Consider the following 21,952-nt stretch of genomic DNA (forward strand, 5'->3'; position numbering starts at 1 on the left):
ATGCTGCGCGATTTCCTTAACTATTACCGGCCCTGGAAGACCCTGTTCTGGGTCGATTTCGGCTGTGCCGTCCTGTCGGGCCTGCTGGAGCTGGCGTTCCCGCTCGCGGTCCGGGGCTTTATCGACGTGCTTTTGCCGGCGGGGAACTGGTCCCTGACGCTGATGGCGGCGGCGGTGCTGATGGCGGTCTACCTGGTCAATACCGGGCTGATGGCGATTGTGACCTATTGGGGCCATATGCTCGGGATCAATATCGAGACCGAGATGCGCAGGCGCGCCTTTGACCATATCCAGAAACTCTCCTGGAGTTATTTCGACAAATCGCGCACCGGGCATCTGGTATCCCGCGTGACCCGCGATCTGGAAGAGATCGGCGAGGTCGCGCATCACGGGCCGGAAGATCTGTTCATCGCGATCATGACCTTTATCGGGGCATTCGCGCTGATGCTCTGGCTGCATGTGCCACTGGCGATCATGACGGTGGTGATCGTGCCGGTGGCGGTGCTGATCGTCTCGGTCTTTGGCGGGCGGATGACCGCGACCTGGCGCGCGATCTATTCCCGGGTGGCGAATTTCAACGTCCGGATGGAAGAGAATGTCGGCGGTATCCGTGTCGTTCAGGCCTTCGGCAATGAGGAACATGAGAAAGCGCGCTTTGCGCATGACAATGCCATGTACCGGCGCACGAAACTCGACGCCTATAAGATCATGGCGGCAAGCCAGGCGCTGAATTACATCGGGATGCGCGGCGTCCAGGTACTGATCATGGTTGCGGGCGCGGGCTATGTGCTGGAAGGCAGTCTGACGGCGGGTGGGTTCGTCGGCTTCCTTTTGCTGTCATCGGTGTTCTTCCGGCCGCTGGAAAAGATCGCCGCCGTGCTCGAAACCTATCCCAAAGGCATCGCCGGTTTCCGCCGCTATCAGGAATTGCTCGCGACCGAACCCGATATCGCCGACCTGCCCGATGCCCGCCCGGCACCCGCGCTGAGCGGGGCACTGCGGTTTGAAGCGGTGAATTTCGGCTATGACCCGGCGCGCCCGGTGCTGCGCGACATCACCTTTGACGTGCATCCCGGCGAGACCCTGGCCTTTGTCGGCCCGTCAGGGGCGGGGAAGACCTCGCTTCTGGCGCTTTTGCCCCGGTTCTACGAACCGGCCTCGGGGGCGATCACGCTTGATGGGCATGATATCACCGGCTTTACCCTCGACAGCCTGCGCCGCCAGATCGGGATCGTGAGCCAGGATGTTTATCTGTTCGGCGGCACGCTGCGCGAGAATATCGCCTATGGCCGGCTCGATGCGAGCGAGGCCGAGATCATCGCGGCGGCAGAACATGCGCAGCTTTCCGAGATGATCGCGCGGCTGCCGCAGGGTCTGGATACCATCGTGGGCGAACGCGGTGTCATGCTGTCGGGCGGCCAGAAGCAGCGCGTCGCCATCGCCCGGGTCTTCCTGAAAAACCCGCCGATCCTGATCCTCGACGAGGCGACCTCGGCCCTGGATACCGAAACCGAACGCGAGATCCAGGCCGCGCTGGAACGTCTGGCCGAGGGCCGCACCACGCTGGTGATCGCGCATCGGCTGGCCACGATTCGCGATGCCGACCGGATCATCGTGATGGAAGAGGGCCGCATCACCGAAATGGGCACACATGCCGAATTGTCGGTCAGTGGCGGGCGCTATGCGCGGCTTTCGGCGGCCTGACCCCGCCCCGGTGCCTTGTCGCTGTTGATCGCGGAAAAACAGTGGCGTATTCCTTTTGTCGACATGAAGGGGATCCGCGCCGATGACAGCCAGCGAAACGCCTGCGGGGCAGGACCGTAAACGCGGCTCCGGCGTGCGGATGGTCTATGAACTTTTGCGCGACCAGATCCTTGATCTGGAACTTCCGCCAGGCTCCATTGTCGATGAGATCCAGCTGGCCGACCGCTTTGGCATGTCACGTACGCCGATCCGCGAGGCGCTGGTGCGACTTGCGGCCGAAGGGTTGATCGACACGCTGCCGAACCGCTCGACCATGGTGTCGCAGATCGATTTCGCCAATCTCCACACCTTCTTCGATGCGCTGACGCTGATGTATCGCGTCACCACAAGGCTCGCGGCGGAATATCACACGGCGGAAGATCTCGACCGCATTCGCGCCTATCAGCGCGCTTATGAAGACCGCTGTGCGGCAGGCGATGAGATTGGCATGATCGCGACCAATCGCCAGTTCCACCAGACCATCGCCGAGGCCGGGCGCAACCGCTATTACCTTTCGCTGTTCAGCCGGTTGCTGGATGAGGGGCGCCGCCTGTTGCGGCTTTACTATTACAGCAGTTTCGAAGGCGATATGCCGGCGCTCTGGCTGCGCGAACATGAGCAGATGGTCGCGGCGATTGCGGCCCGCGATATCGCTGCCGCCGATCAGGTTGCACGCGCCCATGCCGATCAGATCATCCGGCAGATCCAGAAAGCGATCACCCGCGACCGTCGTCAGGACATTTCCATCTGATCTCTCCGGGGGAGGACAGGCTGCGCGCGGTTCTGCGCCTGAACGGAATTTATGTCGACAAATAAAATACAAACTCTATACTCACGGCTGAACCATGGAATCGCACCGCCAGACCTTTCGCGCGGCCCCAACAGAGGAACCAGCCAGATGAGCGATATCTTCACCGGCACCATCCCCGCCCTGATGACGCCCTGCAAAGCCGATCGCAGCCCCGATTTCGACGCCCTGGTCAAAAAGGCGAAAGAGCTCGTCAGCCTTGGCATGTCCTCTGTGGTCTATTGCGGCTCGATGGGAGACTGGCCGCTCCTGACCGACGCGCAGCGGATGGAAGGCGTCGAGCGCCTGGTGCAGGCCGGCGTCAAAGTGATCGTCGGAACCGGTGCGATCAATACGGCCTCGGCCGTGGCGCTTGCAGAACATGCCGCAAAGGTCGGCGCGCATGGCCTCATGGTGATCCCGCGTGTTCTGTCGCGCGGCGCGGTCCCAGCGGCGCAAAAGGCGCATTTCAAGGCGATCCTCGCGGCTGCTCCGACCCTGCCGGCCGTGATCTATAACAGCCCCTATTACGGGTTCGAGACCAAAGCCGATCTCTTCTTCGCCCTGCGCGCGGAACATCCGAACCTGATCGGCTTCAAGGAATTCGGCGGCGATGCCGCGATGACCTATGCCGCTGAACACATCACCTCGGCCGATGACGATGTGACCCTGATGATCGGCATCGATACCTCGGTCTTCCACGGCTATGTTAATGCGGGCGCAACCGGCGCGATCACCGGCATCGGCTGCGTGCTGCCACGCGAGATCCTGACGCTGGGCAATCTGTGCAAAGCCGCCGCCACGGGTGATGTCAAAGCCCGCCGCCTGGCCAAAGAACTCGACACTGCCTTTTACGAACTGGCCCGCGTCGATGGCGGCCCCGATCTGGTCCTCTTCTTCAAACATATGATGGTGCTGAAGGGGAACCCGGAATACGCGCTCCACTTCAACGCCGATGATACGCTCTCGCCGAGCCAGGCCGGTTTCATCGAAAAGCAGCTGGCGCTGTTCGACACCTGGTATGCCGGATGGTCGAAACTCGACGAGGTCAAACCCTGGCTGGCCTGATCCGGCCCGGCTTCACAAAACAAAGGGTGCTCCCTGAAAGGAGCGCCCTCGCTGTTTTCATCTGTCCTTAAATATCCCCGCCGGAGGCCTCCGGCCAGTGATGGCCGGACCAGCTGCCCTCAGCCCATCCGCTCCGAGGCATAGGATCCGGGCGAGGCCGGGAACACGACCGTCTTCTCGCCATTGATGAAGACCCGCCCATGGACATGGGCATGGATGGCACGGCTCAGAACCGAGGCCTCCACATCGCGGCCAAGGCTGACATAATCCTCGCCCGACTGGGCATGGGTGATCCGCACGATATCCTGTTCGATGATCGGACCCTCATCCAGATCGGCGGTGACGTAATGCGAGGTCGCCCCGATCAGCTTCACGCCGCGTTCAAAGGCCTGCTTGTAAGGATTGGCGCCTTTGAAGGAGGGCAGGAAGGAATGGTGGATATTGATGATCCGCCCCGACATCTCGCGGCACATCTCGTCTGAGAGCACCTGCATATAGCGCGCCAGCACGATCAGTTCGGCCCCGGTTTCGCGCACCACCCGCATCTGCTCGGCCTCGGCCTGGGGTTTGTTCTCTTTGGTGACCCTGATGCAGTAATAGGGGATGTCCTGGTTCACCACGACCTTCTGGTAATCCATATGGTTCGAGATGACGGCCACGATCTCGATCGGCAGCGCGCCGATCTTCGAGCGGTACAAGAGGTCATTCAGGCAATGGCCAAAGCGCGAGACCATGACGATGACCTTGCGCTTGGCGGATTCGTCGAAGAAATCCGCTTCCATATCGAAGGGTCTCGCAACCGCGGCAAAGGCCTCGCGCAGGTCTTTCAGCGTTTTGCCCTCTTCGCTGCGAAAGCTCACGCGCATGAAGAAGCGACCGGTATGGGCATCATCGAACTGGCTGGAATCGGTGATATTGCAGCCCTGACCGGCGAGGAAGGACGAGATGGCGGCGACGATGCCGCGGGTCGAGGAACAGGTGACGCGGAGGGCGAGTTTGGACATTGTCGATCTTCATGCCTGGAATATGGGAGGAGGGACGGCGGCAGGCCGGTGGGTGAAGGAGGGGCGGCGACAGGTCTCCTGGAAAGCGCCGGGAATGGGGCCAGCCTATGCCCCGGGAGGGGAGGAATGTCATGCGAACATTCCGCTTTCCTGTATCAGAAAAGCGAAATGCCCAAAAATCGGTCGGAAAAAATGTTGAAAGAAACCATATAGGTAAAATTAGTTTCACCTGAATATGTGCAAGGCAAAGCCCCGGCTGGGCCGGGGCCTGCAGGATTCAGACCGCGTCGAGGCCAAGCCGCTGGAATCGCTCCAGCTGGGCAACCTCATCGGCACTGAGCGTGATGCCTTCCGCTGCCGATTCCGCCCTCGCGCGGAAGCGGCGCTGCGAGGGCAGGCGGGCGCCCTGGCCGATGATCGCATCAAACAGCGTCTCTGCGCGCGCAAAGGGGTCGCCGGGGCGGCCCTTCGCAAAGGCCTCGGGCGAGAAGGCAAGGATCAGTTCGCCATGGCGCGGTGCCAGCGTGGTCGAACCGAGGTAGTCGAGAACTTCGGGGCTGGTCAGGTCGCCGATCATGATCCCGGCCAGAAGCTCGATCATCGTCGAGATCGCAGAACCCTTATGGCCACCAAAGGGCAGCATGGCGCCGGCAAGCGCCGCTTCGGGATCGGTGGTCGGATTGCCGTCTCTATCCAGCGCCCAGCCCTCGGGCAGGGCTTTGCCGGCGCGGCGGTGGAGTTCGACCTCGCCCCGCGCAGCGACCGAAGTGGCGAAGTCAAAGATATAGGGGGCGCCTGCGGGGCGCGGCCAGCCAAAGGCAAAGGGGTTGGTGCCCAGAAGCGGATCGGTGCCGCCGGTGGGTGCAACGGTCGCATAGCTCGGGCACATCACCATCGCGGCAAGGCCATGGGCGGTGACCGCCTCAACCTCGGGCCAGAGCGCGGCGAGATGGGTGCAGTCATTGATCACCATCGCCGCCATGCCGAGCTTTTTCGCCCGGGCGGCAAGTTCCGGCAAGGCGAGTTCAAAGGCGGCATTGGCAAAGCCGCCCTGCGCATCTACCCGCACAAGCGCAGTGCCATCATCGGGCGCCAGCACCGGTACGGCCTGCGGGTTCACCTTGCCCGCCTTCACCGTGCGCAGCGTACCTTCGATCCGGTAGATGCCATGCGATTTGCAATGGTCGCGCTCGCCCGCCGTCAGCACCCGCGCCATGGCGCCGGCCTGCGCCGGATTCATGCCGGCATGGACAAAGACCTGCTCGATTCGGGTGCCGAGTTCCTCGATCGAAAGGGGGGTGGTGGTCATCTCTGCTCTCCGTTTCGGGCCGTGATCTCAGGGATCGCGGGACAGCTGCTGGCTGTGGTGATAGTCATGCCAATGGTCATTCTGGGCGCCTTTTGCGAGAATCGCCATCCCCGCGGGCAGGCATTCCGGCTCCCCCTGGCCCTTGTTTCATGTCAAAAGCCCGGTCAGGCGCATTGGTTTTCGGGAATAATGCCTGAATCGGCCCAAAATGCAGCCGGATCGCCTTCCAATCCCTGCTCTGACAGGTCTCTTGTATACTAATTGTATTTTTGATTTGCGTCGAGACCAATGACACATGATAGTGTCACGACGTGAATCAACAGCAAGAACAACTCAGGGAGAGCCTGCATGAAATCCAAAGTCCTCGCCTTTGGCCTTACGGCGGCCACTGCTTTCGCCGGCCCGGCCATGGCCGACAAGCTTGACGACATCATCGCATCGGGCACGCTTCGCTGCGCAGTTGTCCTCGACTTCCCGCCGATGGGGTCGAAAGATGCTGACAATAATCCGATCGGTTTTGACGTCGATTACTGTAATGACCTTGCCGCCGCGCTTGGCGTCACCGCCGAGGTTGTCGAAACCACCTTCCCCGAGCGTATCCCGGCTCTGATGTCGGGCCGCGTTGATGTGGCCGTTGCCTCGACCTCGGACACGCTGGAGCGCGCCAAGACCGTTGGCGTCTCGGTTCCCTATTACGCTTTCGAGAATGCCGTTGTGGCCCGCCCGGGTCTGGAAATGGCATCCTGGGAAGATATGAAGGGCAAAGTCGTCGGCGCCACCGCCGGCACCTATGAGGCGATCTGGCTGGAAGGTCAGGTCAAGGCATGGGGCGAGGGCGAGTTCCGTCCGTTCCAGAACCAGGCTGACGTCTTCCTTGCGCTGAGCCAGGGCCAGCTGGATGCGACGGTCGGCACGATGGAAGTCGCCAATGCCAACGTCGCTTCGGGCAATTTCGGTGACATCAAGGTCGTCGACAAGGCGCCGATGGTGCCGGACTATGTCGCGCTGGTCACGCTGCGCGAAGAATATGGCCTGATCAACTACATGAACCTCTTTATCAACCAGCAGGTCCGCACCGGCCGTTACGCCGAGCTTTACAAGAAATGGGTTGGCGAGGGTGAGCCCGCCAATCTGACGATCAACGGCGTCTATCGCTGATCTATCCGCTGATGCGGCGGCGCGGAGGGAAAACCCTCCGCGCCGCTTCTCCGTTCAAAGATCCCGTTCAGAAACTGGGAGGCGGATATGTTCAATTACAGCTTTCGCTGGAATCAGGCGTTCCAATCGCTGCCTGATATGTTGCAAGGGGCGCTGGTGACTCTGGAAGTCGCGGTGCTTTCGATGATCCTCGGGATCCTCTTTGCAATTCTTCTCACCGCCTTCCGGCTCTCGGGCAACCGGGTGCTGCGCGGCATCACGACCACCTGGGTCGAAGTGGCGCGCAATACGCCTGCACTTTTCCAGATCTATATGGCCTTTTTCGGCCTTGCGGGGCTTGGCATCGCGATCACGGGCTGGACTCAGCCGCAGCTGGGCTTTGCCGTCGATCTGCGGCTCTCGCCCTATATTGCGCTGCTCGCCGGGATCACGTTCAACAATGCCGGCTACCTGCATGAGAATTTCCGTGGCGCGCTGAAGGCGATCCCGGACACCCAGACCCGTTCGGCGCGGTCGCTGGGCATGAGCGCGCCGCAGGCCTTTGGCTATGTGGTGATGCCGCAGATGCTCAGGATTTCTTTCCTGCCGATGACGAACCAGTTTGTCTGGGCCATCCTGATGACCTCGCTGGGCGCGGTGATCTCGATGAATTCGGATCTCTTTGGCGTCACCGACAACCTGGTGAAGATCAATTTCCGCACCTTCGAGATGTTCGCCATTGCTGCGGTAATTTTCTATGTGATGACCAAGATCGTCACGCTCTCCGCCCGGCTGATTGCAGCCCGGCTGTTCAGATATTGAGGGGAGCGGGACATGTTTGAAACAGCAATGACCGCCAAAGACTTCTGGATGCTGGTCCAGGGCGCCGGGATGACACTGCTTGTCACCGCCATCTCGGTCGCGATCGGGACCGTGGTCGGGGTGATCTGCGGCATCTTCCGCTTTCAGGTCGGGCCCTGGTGGGCCATTCCGGTGACCTTCGTGCTGGATGTGTGCCGTTCGGTGCCGCTTCTGATCCAGCTCTCGCTGGCCTTCGCCTTTGTCACGGCGGTGCTGAAACTGCGGGTCTCGGGCTTCTCGGTCGCCTGCGGGGTTCTGTCGCTTTATACAGCCGCCTATTGTTCGGAAATCGTGCGCGGCGCACTGGAGTCGGTGCCGCCGAATACGCGGCGCGCCGGGCGCTCGCTCGGGATGAGCTGGCTGCAGGATATGCGCTATATCGCGCTGCCGCTGGCCAGCCGGGTCGCCCTTCCGTCCTGGATCGGGCTTTCGCTTGGCGTTATGAAAGACTCGGCGCTGATCTATGTGGTCAATGTGTCCGAACTGATGAAAAGCACCAAAGATCTGATCACCCGCCTGCAGGAGCCGCTTTTCCTGCTGCTGCTCTGCGGTGTGTTCTACTTTGTGATCAGCTTCCCCGTCGCCCGCTTCGGCAGCTATCTTGAAAAACGGTGGTCCAATGATTGAGATTGAAAAAGTTCGCAAAAGCTTTGGTCCGCTGGAAGTGCTCAAGGGCATCGACCTGACGGTGGCCAAAGGCGAGGTTCTGACCGTGATCGGCGGGTCGGGGTCGGGGAAATCGACGCTGCTGACCTGTATCAACGGGCTGGAGCCGATTGATTCCGGGCGTATCCTCGTGGACGGTGTCGAGGTTCACGCAAAATCCACGAATCTCAACAAGCTGCGCCAGAAGATCGGCATCGTGTTCCAGCAATGGAATGCCTTTCCGCATCTGACCGTGCTGGAAAACGTCATGCTGGCGCCGCGCAAGGTGCTGGGCCGTTCCAAAGCCGAGGCCGAGGCCGAGGCGGAAAAGCAGCTGAAACATGTGGGTCTTGGCGAAAAGCTCTCGGTCTATCCGGCGCGGCTTTCGGGCGGGCAGCAGCAGCGTATGGCGATTGCCCGGGCGCTGGCGATGGGGCCGTCCTATATGCTGTTCGATGAGGTCACTTCGGCGCTGGATCCGATGCTGGTGGGCGAGGTGCTCGACACGCTGCGGATGCTGGCTTCCGAGGGTATGACGATGATCTGTGTCACCCATGAGATGAAATTTGCGCGCGAGGTTTCCGACCGCGTGGCCTTCTTCCATCAGGGGATCATGGCCGAGATCGCGCCGCCCGAAGAGCTGTTCGGGGCGCCCAAAACCACCGAGTTGCAGAAGTTCCTCGCCGCCACTCATTAAGGCAGACGTAAAATGCAGAACGAGACCGATGTGATTGTCATCGGGGCGGGCGTCGTGGGTCTTTCCGCGGCGCTGGCCATTCAGGCGCGGGGCCTGCGCGTCACGGTCATTGACCGCGAAGGTCCGGCGGCGGGGGCATCGGCGGGGAATGCCGGGGCTTTCGCCTTTACCGATATTCTGCCGCTGGCAAGCCCCGGGATCCTGAAGAAGGCGCCGAAATGGCTGCTCGACCCTTTGGGGCCTTTGTCGGTGCCGCCGTCTTATGCGTTGAAGATCGCGCCCTGGATGTTCCGGTTCTGGCGTGCCTGTTCGCCCGCGCGGGTGAAACAGTCGACGGTCGCACAGACCGCGCTGATGGATCTGTCAAAGGCCGAGCTTGAGCCGTTTCTGACCCTTTCCGGCACGCTGTCGATGCTGGAGAAGAAGGGCAATCTTCAGGTCTATGAAAGCCGGTCCGAGCTTGATGCGAGCCTGCCCGGCTGGCGCGCGCGCGAAGAACACGGGATCGAATTCCGCCATATGGATGCGGGCGAGATGGCGGCAGTTCAGCCCGGTCTCGCGCCCCGTTTCACCCATGGCACCTTTACGCCGGGCTGGTATTCCATCTCGGATCCGAAGCTTTACACCCTGGCGCTGGCCGACCGGTTTCGCGCCAATGGCGGTGTGCTGGAGCGCGACGAGGTCACCGGGATCAGGCCTCTGACTGAAGGCGCCGAAGTGCTTTCGCACGGGAAGATACGCCATGCCGGGCATGTCGTGCTGGCGGCGGGGGCGCATTCGCATCTGATCGCGCGTTCGGTGGGCGACCATATCCCGCTGGAAACCGAGCGCGGCTATAACACCACCCTGCCGCGCGGGGCGTTCGATCTGAAGACCCAGGTGACCTTTGGCGGTCATGGTTTCGTGGTCTCGCGCCTTTCCACTGGCATTCGTGTCGGCGGTGCGGTGGAACTGGGCGGGTTGCACCGGCCGCCGAATTTCAGACGATCAGAGGCGATGCTTAAAAAAGCCCAGGCCTTCCTGCCCGGGCTGAAGCCCGAGGGCGGCGTGCAATGGATGGGCTTTCGCCCGTCCCTGCCGGACAGCCTGCCGGCGATTGGTCGCTCGAAGAATTCTGCCCGCGTTATTCACGCATTCGGTCATGGCCATCTCGGGCTGACGCAATCGGCCGGCACCGCCCGGCTGGTTGCCGACCTTGTGACTGGAAACGCACCCGCCCTCGACATATCTGCCTTCTCTCCCCAACGCTTCTGAGGCTCATGATGAGTGTTCATACTTTCTCCTGCCTGGATGGTCATACCTGTGGCAATCCGGTGCGTCTGGTCTCGGGCGGCGGCCCGCGTCTGATCGGCAAGGACATGCTTGAGAAGCGCGCGCATTTTCTGCGCGAATTCGACTGGATCCGCACCGGCCTGATGTTCGAGCCGCGGGGCCATGACATGATGTCGGGCTCGATCCTTTATCCGCCGACCCGTGATGATTGCGATGTGGCGGTCCTGTTTATCGAGACCTCGGGCTGTCTGCCGATGTGCGGCCATGGCACGATCGGCACGATCACCATGGGGATCGAGAACGGGTTGATCCAGCCGCGCTCGCCTGGTCAGCTGTCGATCGATGCGCCGGCGGGCAAGGTTGATATCTCTTACCGCCAGGAGGGCCGTTTCGTTGAAGAGGTGCGGCTGACCAATGTGCCGGGCTTCCTTTATGCCGAGGGTCTGACGGCAGAGGTCGAGGGACTGGGCGAGATCGTGGTCGATGTGGCCTATGGCGGCAATTTCTACGCCATTGTCGAGCCGCAGAAGAATTTCCGCGATATGGCCGATTTCACCGCCGGAGAGCTGATCGGCTTCTCGCCGAAGCTGCGCGCTGCGCTGAACGCGAAATATGAATTCGTGCATCCCGGCGACGCGCGGATCAGCGGGCTGTCGCATATCCTCTGGACCGGGGTGCCGACGGTCGAGGGCGCACATGCCCGCAATGCCGTATTCTATGGCGACAAGGCGATTGACCGCTCGCCCTGTGGCACCGGGACGTCGGCCCGGATGGCGCAGCTGGCGGCAAAGGGCCGCCTGAGCGTCGGCGATGAATTCTGGCATGAGAGCATCATCGGCTCGATCTTCAAGGGTCGGGTCGAGGCGACCTCTGACGCGGTACCGGGAAAATCGGCGATCATCCCGTCGATTGGCGGCTGGGCGCGGCAGACCGGGATCAACACGATCTTCATTGATGAGCGTGATCCCTATGCCCATGGGTTTGTGGTGAAATGATGGGCTCGCGGTTCATTCTTGAGGGCACGGCGAAGGGTCGCGTTCTGGCATCCGATGAGCCGCTGAGCTTCTGGGGCGGGGTCGATCCCGCGACCTCAAAGGTGATCGATGCGCATCACCCGCTGCATGGCGAGACGCTTGCCGGGCGGGTGCTGGTGATGCCGGGGACACGGGGCTCCTGCACCGGGTCAGGGGTGCTTCTGGATATGGCGCTGAACGGGCTTGCGCCCGCGGCACTGGTGTTTCGCGAGCCGGAAGATGTGGTGACGCTGGGCGCGATGATTGCGGCCGAGATGTTCGGCGTGGCGCTGCCTGTCCTGCGGCTGGAGCGCGCGGCCTTCGACATAGTCTCGCATCTGGAGGAGGTGGCCGTCATTCCCGGGGCCATCGAGGCCCCGGGAATGACCCTGCCGGTCGCCTCTGCCGCGGGATCGGCGCTGGCCCTGACGGCGGCAGATCTGGCCATGCTTTCGGGCGCGGAAGGCGAGGCCGTGTCGCAGGCGATGCGCATCCTTGTTGCGATGGCGGCAAATCAGGGCGCGACCCGGCTGATCGATGTGACCCAGGGCCATATCGATGGCTGCATCTATGCGAGCCCGGCCAATCTGACTTTCGCAGCAAAGATGGCGGATTTGGGGGCACGGGTGCGGGTGCCAACGACGATGAATGCGATTTCGGTCGACCGCGAGAACTGGCGTGCCCAGGGGGTGCCGGATCTGTTCGGCACCCCGGCGCAGCGGCTGGCCGATGCCTATGTGGCGATGGGCTGTCGGCCAAGCTTCACCTGCGCACCCTATCTGCTGGAAAGCGCTCCGGCCGAAGGCGAAGCCATTGGCTGGTCGGAAAGCAATGCGGTGATCTTTGCCAATTCCGTGCTGGGGGCGCGTACGGCGAAACACCCGGATTTCCTCGACCTTTTCATTGCGATGACCGGGCGCGCGCCGCTGGCCGGCGTCTGTCTGGACGAGAACCGGGCGGCGCAGCGCGTCATCGACGTGGCGGCGATCTCTGGCGCGGATGATCTCTTCTGGCCTTTGCTGGGCTGGCTTGCGGGCCGCGCCTCGCCAGACCGGATCCCCCTGCTCAGAGGTGTGGGCGCGGCATCGCGCGAGCAGTTACAGGCGCTGTGCGCGGCCTTTGGCACCACCTCGGCCGCGCCGATGCTGCATGTCGAAGGGGTCACGCCCGAAGCGCATCTTGTCGCACCCGATGCCGACGCGGCCCGGATCAGCCGCACTGATTTCACCCGCGCCTGGGAGGAGCTGAACCAGGGCGGCGAAGAGATCGACCTTGTCGCCATCGGCAGCCCACATGCCTCGCGCGAGGAATGCCGCGCCTTCGCAAGCGCGCTGAACGGTGGGCGGGTGCAGGTGCCGACCATCATCACTGCCGGGCGCAGTATTATTGCCGATCTGCAGGGCGAGGGCACGCTCGCGACCCTCGAAGCCGCCGGTGTGCAGGTGCTTCCTGACCTCTGCTGGTGCTCGATCTCCGAGCCGGTCTTCCCGCTCGCGACCCGCACGCTGATGACCAATTCCGGCAAGTACGCCCATTATGGGCCGGGACTTTCGGGCCGGCAGATCCGGTTTGACAGTCTGAGAACCTGTGCCGCTGCCGCCCTTACCGGCCATGCCGCCAAAACCCTTCCCTCCTGGCTTTCCTGAGGTTCCCCATGCGCTCGATCAAGACCATCCATGTGATTTCCGCCCATGCCGAGGGTGAGGTGGGCGATGTCATCGTGGGCGGGGTCCGCCCGCCGCCGGGTGACACGATCTGGGCCCAGTCGCGCTGGATCGCCGAAGATGAGACGCTCAGGAATTTCGTGCTGAACGAGCCGCGCGGCGGCGTCTTCCGCCATGTGAACCTGCTTGTGCCGCCAAAAGACCCGCGCGCCGATGCCGCCTTTATCATCATGGAGCCCGAGGACACGCCGCCGATGTCCGGCTCCAATTCGATCTGCGTTTCGACCGTGCTGCTTGATGGCGGCATCATCCCGATGGTCGAGCCGGAAACGCGCATGGTGCTGGAGGCGCCGGGCGGCCTCGTCCATGTCCGCGCCGAATGCCGCAATGGCAAGGCGGAGCGGATCTTTGTCGAAAACCTGCCCTCTTTCGCGGAACGGCTGGATGCGAAGCTTGAGGTCGAGGGCCTTGGCACATTGACGGTCGATACCGCCTGGGGCGGCGACAGTTTCGTTTTTGTCGATCCCAAAGCGCTAGGTTTCAGCCTGACGCCCGACGAGGCGCATGATATCGCGAGGCTCGGGGTAAGGATCTCGGAGGCCGGCACCGAGCAGCTGGGCTTCCGCCACCCGACCAATCCGGACTGGACGCATTATTCCTTCTGCCTCTTCGCGGGCGAGGTGACGCGGCAGGGGAATGAACTCCGCGCCGGTGCTGCCGTGGCGATCCGGCCCGGCAAGGTTGACCGCTCGCCGACCGGGACCGCGCTTTCCGCGCGGATGGCGGTGCTGCATGCGCGCGGCCAGATGTCTGAGGCCGACCGTCTGACCACTGTCTCGCTGATCGGGTCGGAATTTCAGGGCCGCATCCTTGGCACCTCCGATCTGGCGGGGACGCCGGCGATCCGGCCGGAAATCTCGGGGCGCGGCTGGGTTACCGGCATCCATCAGCATATGCTGGACCCGACCGATCCCTGGCCCGGCGGCTACCGGCTTTCCGACACCTGGGGTGCGCGCTGATCCCATAGCCCGGGCACGAGCCTCTGGGGCGCTTTGTCATTGAAACGTGCAGGGTTTGCCCATAATCAGGCAATGTCGGTTTCCGCAAGGAATTGAAAGGGAATCCGTTATCCCCCCGCCTGGGGGGATGAACCGGAACTGCCCCCGCAACTGTAGGCGGCGAGGATCCGCGCGACAAAGCCACTGTGGGAGAGCCCATGGGAAGGCTGCGCAGACCCTGTGACCCGCCAGTCAGGAGACCTGCCGACTCCTGTAACCAACTTGACCCGGACGGGGCGTCCGGGGAGGCGAGATATGATTTTGACCCGCAGATGCGCCACCGCATCCCGTGCCGCCAGCCTGCGCCAGTCGCGCCGGGCCAGCTTTGTGCGTCGCGGTTTTCACGCTCTCCATCCGCTCCATCCCCCATTCCACTCGGAGATCCCGGATGCGATATTTTCCCAATACCCGTTTCTCAATGGCCGCCTCACTGGCCGCGCTCTGCTTTGGCATGCCTGCTCTGGCCGAGACCGGCTATCCGCTCAAGCTGCAGAATTGCGGGCTTGAGCTGAGCTTTGACAAGGCGCCGGAAAGTGCTGTGACCGTTGGTCAGGCGACGACCGAGATCCTTTACACGCTGGGGCTTGGCGACAAGGTCGCGGGCACTTCGGTCTGGTTCACCGAAGTCCTGCCGGAGTTCAAAGATCTGAACGACGGCATCGAGCGGCTGGCCGATAATGACCCTTCATTCGAAAGCGTCGTCGCCAAACGCCCGGGTATCGTGACCGTGCAATATGAATGGCATGTCGGCCCGCAAGGCATCGTGGCAACGCGCGAGCAATTCGCCGATCTCGGCATTCCGGCCTATGTCCTGCCGTCCGACTGCATCGGGAAGGACAATACAGCAGGCTCGGACGGCACGCGGCTGGAGCCCTATACGATGGAGGGGATCTATCTCGGCATCGAAGAGCTGGGGACGATTTTCAACATCACCGACAAGGGCGCAGAGGTGGTCGCGGACCTGAAAGCGCGCGAGGCAGCGGCGGTCGCGGCGGCGAAGGCGCTTGATCTGAAAGAGGCCTCGGCGGTGTTCTGGTTCTCGTCGGCCGAAATGGATATCGACCCCTATGTTGCCGGAAACGGTGGGGCCCCGGCCTGGATGATGTCGTCTCTGGGGCTGAAGAACGTGGTCGAAAGCCCCGAGGAATGGCCGGTTGTGTCCTGGGAAACCATCGCGCGGGCCAATCCCGATGTGATCGTGATCGCCCGTATGGACCGCCGCCGGTTCGAAGCGGATGATCATGAAAAGAAACTGGAATTCCTGAAATCCGATCCGGTGGTAAGCCAGATGGAGGCCGTGAAGAATGGCCGCATCGTGATCATCGACGCCCATGCAATGGACCCGTCGATCCGCAATATCGCGGCGCTGGAAGAGCTGGCGGCGGCGCTGCCGGCCTTTGATCTGAAATGATCCGCCGGAAATGAAACGACCGGCCACCCCTGTTGCGCTTGCCGCCCATGTCGCTCTGCGCGCCATGGCGGGGGTGGCTGTTCTTGCGCTCGCCATTCTGACGGGCGTGATCCTTGGCGAGACGCCGCTGCCCTGGTCGACGGTCTGGGCGGCATTGGCGAATAATCTCTGGGCGGCGGGGCTGCCGGTCGATCCGATTGATCAGGGCATCATCTGGGCCTACCGCGTGCCAAGGACGCTGGTTGCCGCCGGATGCGGCGCGGGGCTGGCGCTGGCAGGTGTGGTGTTGCAGGCGCTGGTCAGAAACGCGCTGGCCGATCCTTATCTGCTGGGCGTCTCGGCAGGGGCCTCGACCGGGGCGGTGGCGGTGACGATCATGGGCGTCGGTGCCGGTGCCATCGGGATCTCGGGGGGTGCCTTTCTGGGGGCGGCTCTGGCCTTTGGGCTTGTTGCGGCCCTGGCCCGCGCGGCGGGCGGCGGCCCTGCACAGATGGTGCTTGCGGGCATTGCCGGATCGCAGCTTTTCAACGCGCTGACCTCTTTCTTCATCGCGAAATCCGCCAATGCCGAACAGGCGCGCGGCATCATGTTCTGGCTTTTGGGCAATCTTTCCGGCGTGCGCTGGCCCGATGTCACACTGGCTCTGCCGGTCGCGGTTGCCGGGTTCCTCGCCTGTCTCTGGCATGCGCGTGCGCTGGATGCGTTTTCCTTTGGCTCGGACGCCGCCTCATCGCTGGGGATCGCGGTGCGCCGCGTGCAGATCGTGCTGATCGGTGCGGTGACCCTGATGACCGCGACGATGGTCAGCCTTGTTGGCTCCATCGGTTTTGTCGGTCTGGTGATCCCCCATGCGGCGCGGTTCCTTGTGGGACCGCGTCACGGGCGGCTGATCCCGGCGGCGGCCCTGACCGGGGCCGTGTTCCTGATCGCGGCCGACGTGGTCTCGCGCATGCTGATCCCGGGCCAGGTGGTGCCGATTGGTGTGGTCACGGCGCTGGTCGGCGCGCCCGGCTTTGCGCTGATCCTGATCCGGGGGAGGGTGCGCGGATGAAGATCGCGGCGCATGAACTTGGCTGGGCCGCGCGCGGGCGCAACATCGTCGAGGGCATCACGCTTGAGGTTGCCAGTGGCGAGACGCTCGGGCTGATCGGGCCGAACGGATCCGGGAAATCGACGCTGCTCAAGCTCTTCGCCGGGATCGCGGCGCGGCCGCGCGGCACGGTCAGCCTGGACGGCACGGCCCTGTCGCGCATGAACCGGCGCGATATCGCGCGGCGCATCGCCTTTGTCGAACAGCAGGCCCAGACGACCGAGGCGCTGAGCGTGCGTGACGCGGTGGAGCTGGGCCGCACGCCCTGGCTCTCGCCGCTGGCGCCTTTTGGAGCGCAGGATGCTGCGATCTGTGCCGAGGCGCTGGCGCGCGTCGGCATGGCTGAAATGGCGGCGCGGTCCTGGACCACGCTTTCGGGCGGCGAGCGTCAGCGTGTCCATATCGCCCGGGCTCTCGCGCAGCGCCCGCAGGTCATGCTGCTGGACGAGCCGACCAATCATCTTGATATCCATCATCAGCTTTCCCTGTTGCGGCTGGTCTCCGACCTGCCGGTGACGGTGGTGATCGCGCTGCATGATCTGAACCAGGCGCTAGGCTGCGACCGGCTGGCGGTGCTGGAGGGGGGCAGGCTTGCCGCCCTTGGCCCGCCGCGCGAAGTGCTCAGCGCCGACCGCCTTGCCCGCATTTTCCGCGTCGGTGCCAGGACGCTGACCGACCCGACCGACGGTGTCACGCAATTCCGTTTCCACTGCCTTGAGGATCAGCCATGAAATCCGCTCTTGCCGCCCTTTTTCTGATGATCGCCACGCCCGCGCTGGCCGAAACGCATGAGGTGGAGATGTATAACCGGTCGGAAAACGGCCCGATGATCTATGAGCCATCCTATCTGAAAATCGCCCCGGGCGATTCCGTGCGCTTTATCCCGACCCAGCCGAGCCATAATGCCGCGACCATTGATGATATGATCCCCGAAGGCGCCACGCCGTTCAGATCGAAGATCAATGAGGATTTCACCGTCACCTTCGATGTGCCGGGCGCTTACGGGATCAAATGTTCGCCGCATGTGGCGATGGGGATGGTGATGCTGATCCATGTCGGCGATGTGGCGGAAACCGTATTGCCCGAGACCCTGCCCACACGGGCGCGTGAACGGTTTGACCTGATCCTGTCCGGGATTGCGGAGTGATCAATCACGATCTCGCCGAAGACATCCGTGACTACTGGTCGCGCCGTTCCGAGACATTTGACCAGGCCTTCGGCCATGCGATAGCGCCAGGGGCCGAGGCCGCCGCCTGGGCGCAGCCGATGCGCGATCACCTGCCGCCCGCGCCGGCGCGGGTTATGGAACTGGCCTGCGGCACCGGCGAGGTGACGCGGCTGATCCATGATCTGGGCCATGAGGTCACGGCGCTGGATTTTTCCGAGGCGATGCTCGCGGTTGCGCGCGCGAAACATGCGGGCAAGCCGCGGCTGCGCTTTGTGCTGGCCGATGCGCAGGTTACGATGGAGCCCGATGCCAGTCAGGATGCGATCCTGTGCCGACACCTGGTCTGGACGCTGACCCGGCCGGAAGAGGGTTTTGCTGACTGGTTTCGGGTGCTGAAACCCGGCGGGCGGCTTCTGGTCTATGATGGTGACTGGGCAAAGCCCGCGCGTTCGGGCCACTGGCCGGCGCGGTTGCTGGCGCTCTGGGACCGGATCTCGCCCGATCCGTTTTATGACGGCGCGATGGGCGCGCGCCATGCCGCGATCATGGCGGGGCTGCCTTTCGGCAGCGGCCTGCGCTTTGAAATGCTGGTGCCACTGCTGGAAAAGGCGGGGTTCACCGCCATCATGCGCCATTCGCATGAGCCGATTGCCCGGGCGCAACGGCGGGTCAACGGGCTGCGCAACCGGCTCAGAACCCGGGTTTACGACCGCTTTATCCTGACGGCGCAAAAGCCCGGCTGAGAGCGGCAGGGTCAGCCCTGGGGGTAAAGCCGTTCCGACCGGTCGAGATGCTTTTGCATCCGCTCCGCCGCGAGATCGGGGTTCTGGGCCGCGATCGCATCGGTGATCGCCTCATGTTCCGCAAGCGTCACCGTCTCATGCCCCGACCAGTGCAGAAGCGTGTCGTGATGTTTGAAGAGCCAGCCCAGCATGGCATGGGACAGCGCGGTGATTACCGGATTGCCAAGGATCGCCGCCAGCGCCGTGTGAAAATCGATATCGGCGCGCATGAAAGCCGCCGTATCGCCAAGTGCCGCACGCTGCAGGCCGACCAGCCCGCGCAGGCGTTCCACATCTGCAGGCGTCGCCTTTGTGGCGGTCATCCGGACCAGCCCGGTCTCGAACAGTTTTCGCGCATCGCGCAGATGCCCGAGATTGCCCGGCTCTGCCGCGATCAGAAGGCTCGCGATATCATTGATCTGATGCAGTGCCAGATCCGGGTTCAGCGGATTGACGCGGCTGCGTTCGCCATGGGAGATCGTGATCAGCCCCTGGGTGTGCAGCTGCTGCAAAGCCTCGCGCACGGCGGGGCGGCCGACACCCATCCGCGCCATCATGTCACGCTCGGAGGGCAGGGCGTCGCCGGGGCGCAACTGACCCGAGGCGATCATGGCGCGCAGTTGCTCGACCACCGAATCCGACAGCTTGCGCCGTGCGACCGGCGCGAGAGACAGATCGGAAGACCGCGGTTCTGGCTTCATCTCGGCCCTTACATTGCGATTTGGCGGCCGGATGTTCCGACGCAGTGGCATGATGATATAATGACCCGGGCGGCAGGGAAAGCACAGCCTGGTCAGGCCGCGCAAAACGGGTGACAAAACCTGCTGCCCGATGCATGTCAGAAGCGGTTTCGCGACGCGTGCCGGAACTGAGAACAGCGAAATGGCATTCGCCCATCGCAGCAGCGCTGGCGGCAGGCGGGCTAACGAGCCCGACCGCTCTGCGCTGCGCGGGATATGGGCATCACCCCGGCCATGCCGAAACCGCTTCTGACTGTCTGGAACCGGCGGGCGCCGACCAGTCACTGGATGTGAAAAGGCCGTGGCGGCGTTAAAAGCCAAGGGCGCGCGTCAGGACGAAATGCTGCCGGCTGATTTCCGGCCCCGGGGCTGGTATGAAAGCCTTGTCGTTGGCGACCGGTTCCAGGTCAGGCGCATCCATGTCCATCCGGGCAAGGTGCCGATGGTGTTGATCGAACGGAAGGTCGGCAGCGGCGCGGCGCCTGACATCAGTGTTGCGGTGCGCTGCTTTCGCCAAAGCCATGCATACGCCGCGACCATTGCATGGCCACCATAAAGCCCTTGGTCGAAGGCAGCATCACCAGCGCCAGGGGAATCACCGTCAGCGTCACGATCAGGCCGACAATGCCGGGCGTCAGGTCGGTATAGCTGAACAGACCATGGATCATGAACCCGGCGATATGGCAGATGATCAGCATGGTGATATAGGCGGGGCCGTCGTCGGCCCTTTGATGCCAGAGCTCTTCGCCACAGGCCGGGCATTGCCGTACCACTTTGAGATATGACGAGAAAATCGCGCCCTCGCCGCAGGCCGGGCAGCGGCACATCAGGCCACGGCGGATCGCCTGTTTCAGTGGGCGTTCAGGAAGCTCTGCGGCGGAATGCGACGTATCGGTCATGCTGTCCTCGGGTCACGGAAGCCTGCGGGCGCTGCTATTGGCCCGTTGCCAATGATGTAGGGCAGTTTCACTATAAAGACAAGATGTCCGCAATGTATGGGTCTGCGACGGAATGACCCATATATTTAATCCAGATTGTGCGGGCTGCGGCGCTTTGAGAGCCGTTGATAAGTGTCGCGATGTCTGTTCTCCATCCTGAGATGGAAGAGCGAACTGCGCGCGGGCGCGGGGGCAGGGGAAGGGCGCCTGAGACCGGGAAGGCGCCGCCAGGCGCGCCAGAGGCGGCGCAAAAGCTCAGACACGCTGGCTCCAGAGCTGGCCATAACGCTCCATCTCCCGGTGCAAAAGGGCGCCGTGGCGGTCATACCAGTCGGTCACCGAGGTGAATTCACGAATATGCGCCTTGCCGCCGGATATTTCGACCACAGGCCAGTTTCCGACCAGGGCATTGGAAATGCCGAACAGGTCGTCGCCCCACCAGCGCGCGGGGCCGAAGACATGACGCAGCCCCCGGCCCGATTTCATTGCCGACAGCACGGCATCCGGCGCGGTGCTGTCAGCGGCCTCGGCCGCCGCCCTCCACAGATCCAGAATAGCGGCATATTGCCAGGAGACCGAACTCCACTGACCTGGAAATCGGGTCTCATATTCGGCATGAAACCGCGCCGGGTCGCGAAAATTCACCTCGGGGGCTGCAAGGGCGGGGTCGTCGAAATCGGGAAACTGGAAGATCGCGCCTTCCAGGAATTCGGGCGAGGTATGGGCGATGATGCGGTCGTGGAAATCCAGCGTGCAGGAGAGGATCTGGCCGCGAAACCCCTGGCGGAAAAGCTGTTCGCAGATCGGCAGAATGTAATCGGGATAACAGGTGTCAAGGCAGACGATCTCTGGTTTTCCCGACAGCATCCGGCGCACCAGCGGCTCAAAATCGCTGGTGGCGGGGTCGAAAAAAAACGGCTCATCAGTCATGCGAATCCCGGCGGCGGCAAAGGCGGCCAGGTATGTTGCGATTGAAGGCAGGCCGAACACATCATCCTGGGCGCAGATCGCGGCAGAGCGAAGCCCGGGGCGGTTGCGCGCCAGCCAGTCGACGCCGGTGACATTATAGATCGGGTGAACCTCGGCAGGGGCGATGAGCGTTGTGGTCTCGGGGCTGAGATCCGAGGGCAGCAGGGTCGAGGCGAGCATCCCTGTCTCCTGCACCAGGGGCGCGGCACCGGGCCAGGTGTCGCCACCCAGCATCATGAGAAAGCTGACGCCATCGCGCCGGATCAGCTTTTGTGCGCCGATTCTGGCGCGGGCCGGGTCATATTCATCATCGAAAGCCAGGATTTCGACTGGCAGCTGGCGCCCGCCAATGCGGATACCGCCCGCCGCGTTGATCCATTCCGCCCAGAGTCGGCTGCCATCCAGACCCGGTTGGCCCCAGGCGGCGACCGGGCCGCTCAGGGGGCCAAGAAAGCCGACCTTTACCCGGTCTTCAGCGGCCCCGGCGGCGCGCGGCCAGAACCCGGCCGTCAGCGCGCTGACGGCAGCGCCCAGGGTGGCGGTGAGGATGTTGCGGCGGTTTGCGCCGCCAGGGCGGGGGCTTTTCAGCATGGCTG

General features: G+C 63.1%; 21 protein-coding genes and 1 riboswitch. Of the genes, 16 read left to right on the forward strand and 5 right to left on the reverse strand.

Annotation, left to right across the window (positions count from 1 at the left end; all coding sequences use genetic code 11):
• From M3484_RS11405 to M3484_RS11415, 3 genes are all read left to right on the forward strand, one after another.
• Positions 1-1,704: an ABC transporter ATP-binding protein gene (locus M3484_RS11405; protein ID WP_249496953.1), complete on the forward strand. Its 1,704-nt coding sequence runs from the start codon at positions 1-3 to the stop codon at positions 1,702-1,704.
• A gap of 82 nt (positions 1,705-1,786) precedes the next feature.
• A complete protein-coding gene (locus M3484_RS11410) occupies positions 1,787-2,494 on the forward strand; it encodes a GntR family transcriptional regulator (protein WP_092902925.1) in 708 nt (235 codons plus the stop codon).
• Between the two features lie 147 nt (positions 2,495-2,641).
• Positions 2,642-3,598 carry a dihydrodipicolinate synthase family protein gene (locus M3484_RS11415; protein ID WP_249496954.1) on the forward strand — a complete coding sequence of 319 codons (957 nt, stop codon included), beginning with the start codon at positions 2,642-2,644 and terminating at the stop codon, positions 3,596-3,598.
• A gap of 119 nt (positions 3,599-3,717) precedes the next feature.
• Here the strand turns inward: M3484_RS11415 and purU are convergent, their stop codons facing one another.
• Together purU and M3484_RS11425 are read right to left on the reverse strand one after the other, a co-directional pair.
• Complete coding sequence (purU, locus tag M3484_RS11420; protein ID WP_092902921.1) at positions 3,718-4,602, reverse strand: formyltetrahydrofolate deformylase; 885 nt, start codon at positions 4,600-4,602, stop codon at positions 3,718-3,720.
• Positions 4,603-4,879: 277 nt separating this feature from the next.
• On the reverse strand, positions 4,880-5,911 hold the full coding sequence (locus M3484_RS11425; protein ID WP_249496955.1) for an Ldh family oxidoreductase: 1,032 nt from the start codon (positions 5,909-5,911) through the stop codon (positions 4,880-4,882).
• A gap of 348 nt (positions 5,912-6,259) precedes the next feature.
• Between M3484_RS11425 and M3484_RS11430 the strand changes: the two genes are divergently transcribed.
• The 13 genes from M3484_RS11430 (at position 6,260) to M3484_RS11490 (ending at position 18,670) form a co-directional block, all read left to right on the forward strand.
• Entirely contained in the window at positions 6,260-7,069 is an 810-nt protein-coding gene (locus M3484_RS11430; protein ID WP_092902917.1) for a transporter substrate-binding domain-containing protein, read from the forward strand.
• An 87-nt stretch (positions 7,070-7,156) separates the two neighbouring features.
• Complete coding sequence (locus tag M3484_RS11435) at positions 7,157-7,870, forward strand: amino acid ABC transporter permease (protein WP_092902915.1); 714 nt, start codon at positions 7,157-7,159, stop codon at positions 7,868-7,870.
• A gap of 12 nt (positions 7,871-7,882) precedes the next feature.
• On the forward strand, positions 7,883-8,536 hold the full coding sequence (locus M3484_RS11440; RefSeq protein ID WP_092902913.1) for an amino acid ABC transporter permease: 654 nt from the start codon (positions 7,883-7,885) through the stop codon (positions 8,534-8,536).
• Complete coding sequence (locus M3484_RS11445) at positions 8,529-9,251, forward strand: amino acid ABC transporter ATP-binding protein (protein WP_092902911.1); 723 nt, start codon at positions 8,529-8,531, stop codon at positions 9,249-9,251. The genes M3484_RS11440 and M3484_RS11445 overlap by 8 nt, the downstream gene beginning before the upstream one ends.
• Before the next feature lie 12 nt (positions 9,252-9,263).
• Entirely contained in the window at positions 9,264-10,505 is a 1,242-nt protein-coding gene (locus M3484_RS11450; protein WP_249496956.1) for an NAD(P)/FAD-dependent oxidoreductase, read from the forward strand.
• Positions 10,506-10,513: 8 nt separating this feature from the next.
• Positions 10,514-11,518 (forward strand): 4-hydroxyproline epimerase, encoded by a 1,005-nt coding sequence (locus M3484_RS11455; RefSeq protein ID WP_092902907.1) that lies wholly within the window; start codon positions 10,514-10,516, stop codon positions 11,516-11,518.
• The gene (gene lhpI / locus M3484_RS11460) at positions 11,518-13,182 is read left to right on the forward strand and encodes a cis-3-hydroxy-L-proline dehydratase (RefSeq protein ID WP_502942453.1); all 1,665 of its coding nucleotides are present in this window, start codon (positions 11,518-11,520) and stop codon (positions 13,180-13,182) included. Before M3484_RS11455 ends, lhpI begins: the two co-directional genes overlap by 1 nt.
• Positions 13,183-13,190: 8 nt before the next feature.
• Positions 13,191-14,219 (forward strand): trans-3-hydroxy-L-proline dehydratase, encoded by a 1,029-nt coding sequence (locus M3484_RS11465; protein WP_249496958.1) that lies wholly within the window; start codon positions 13,191-13,193, stop codon positions 14,217-14,219.
• Between the two features lie 60 nt (positions 14,220-14,279).
• A riboswitch (cobalamin riboswitch) is annotated at positions 14,280-14,481 on the forward strand.
• Positions 14,482-14,676: 195 nt separating this feature from the next.
• Positions 14,677-15,669 (forward strand): ABC transporter substrate-binding protein, encoded by a 993-nt coding sequence (locus M3484_RS11470; protein WP_249496988.1) that lies wholly within the window; start codon positions 14,677-14,679, stop codon positions 15,667-15,669.
• A gap of 64 nt (positions 15,670-15,733) precedes the next feature.
• Entirely contained in the window at positions 15,734-16,720 is a 987-nt protein-coding gene (locus M3484_RS11475; protein WP_092903124.1) for a FecCD family ABC transporter permease, read from the forward strand.
• Complete coding sequence (locus M3484_RS11480; protein ID WP_092902899.1) at positions 16,717-17,490, forward strand: ABC transporter ATP-binding protein; 774 nt, start codon at positions 16,717-16,719, stop codon at positions 17,488-17,490. The genes M3484_RS11475 and M3484_RS11480 overlap by 4 nt, the downstream gene beginning before the upstream one ends.
• Complete coding sequence (locus M3484_RS11485; RefSeq protein WP_249496959.1) at positions 17,487-17,906, forward strand: pseudoazurin; 420 nt, start codon at positions 17,487-17,489, stop codon at positions 17,904-17,906. Before M3484_RS11480 ends, M3484_RS11485 begins: the two co-directional genes overlap by 4 nt.
• Positions 17,903-18,670, forward strand: coding sequence for a class I SAM-dependent methyltransferase (locus M3484_RS11490; protein WP_249496960.1), 768 nt, complete (start codon positions 17,903-17,905; stop codon positions 18,668-18,670). The genes M3484_RS11485 and M3484_RS11490 overlap by 4 nt, the downstream gene beginning before the upstream one ends.
• A gap of 11 nt (positions 18,671-18,681) precedes the next feature.
• Here M3484_RS11490 and nanR read toward each other — a convergent pair whose 3' ends face one another.
• The 3 genes from nanR to M3484_RS11505 all read right to left on the reverse strand — a co-directional run bounded on the left by nanR (position 18,682) and on the right by M3484_RS11505 (position 21,947).
• Positions 18,682-19,410 (reverse strand): transcriptional regulator NanR, encoded by a 729-nt coding sequence (gene nanR / locus M3484_RS11495; protein WP_249496961.1) that lies wholly within the window; start codon positions 19,408-19,410, stop codon positions 18,682-18,684.
• A 527-nt stretch (positions 19,411-19,937) separates the two neighbouring features.
• Complete coding sequence (locus tag M3484_RS11500) at positions 19,938-20,348, reverse strand: DUF983 domain-containing protein (protein WP_249496962.1); 411 nt, start codon at positions 20,346-20,348, stop codon at positions 19,938-19,940.
• Between the two features lie 294 nt (positions 20,349-20,642).
• A complete protein-coding gene (locus M3484_RS11505; protein WP_249496963.1) occupies positions 20,643-21,947 on the reverse strand; it encodes an ABC transporter substrate-binding protein in 1,305 nt (434 codons plus the stop codon).
• Positions 21,948-21,952 lie beyond the last annotated feature (5 nt).

It is taken from the genome of Pseudomonas sp. GX19020 (genome assembly GCF_023371075.1).
Classification (GTDB): domain Bacteria; phylum Pseudomonadota; class Alphaproteobacteria; order Rhodobacterales; family Rhodobacteraceae; genus Pseudogemmobacter.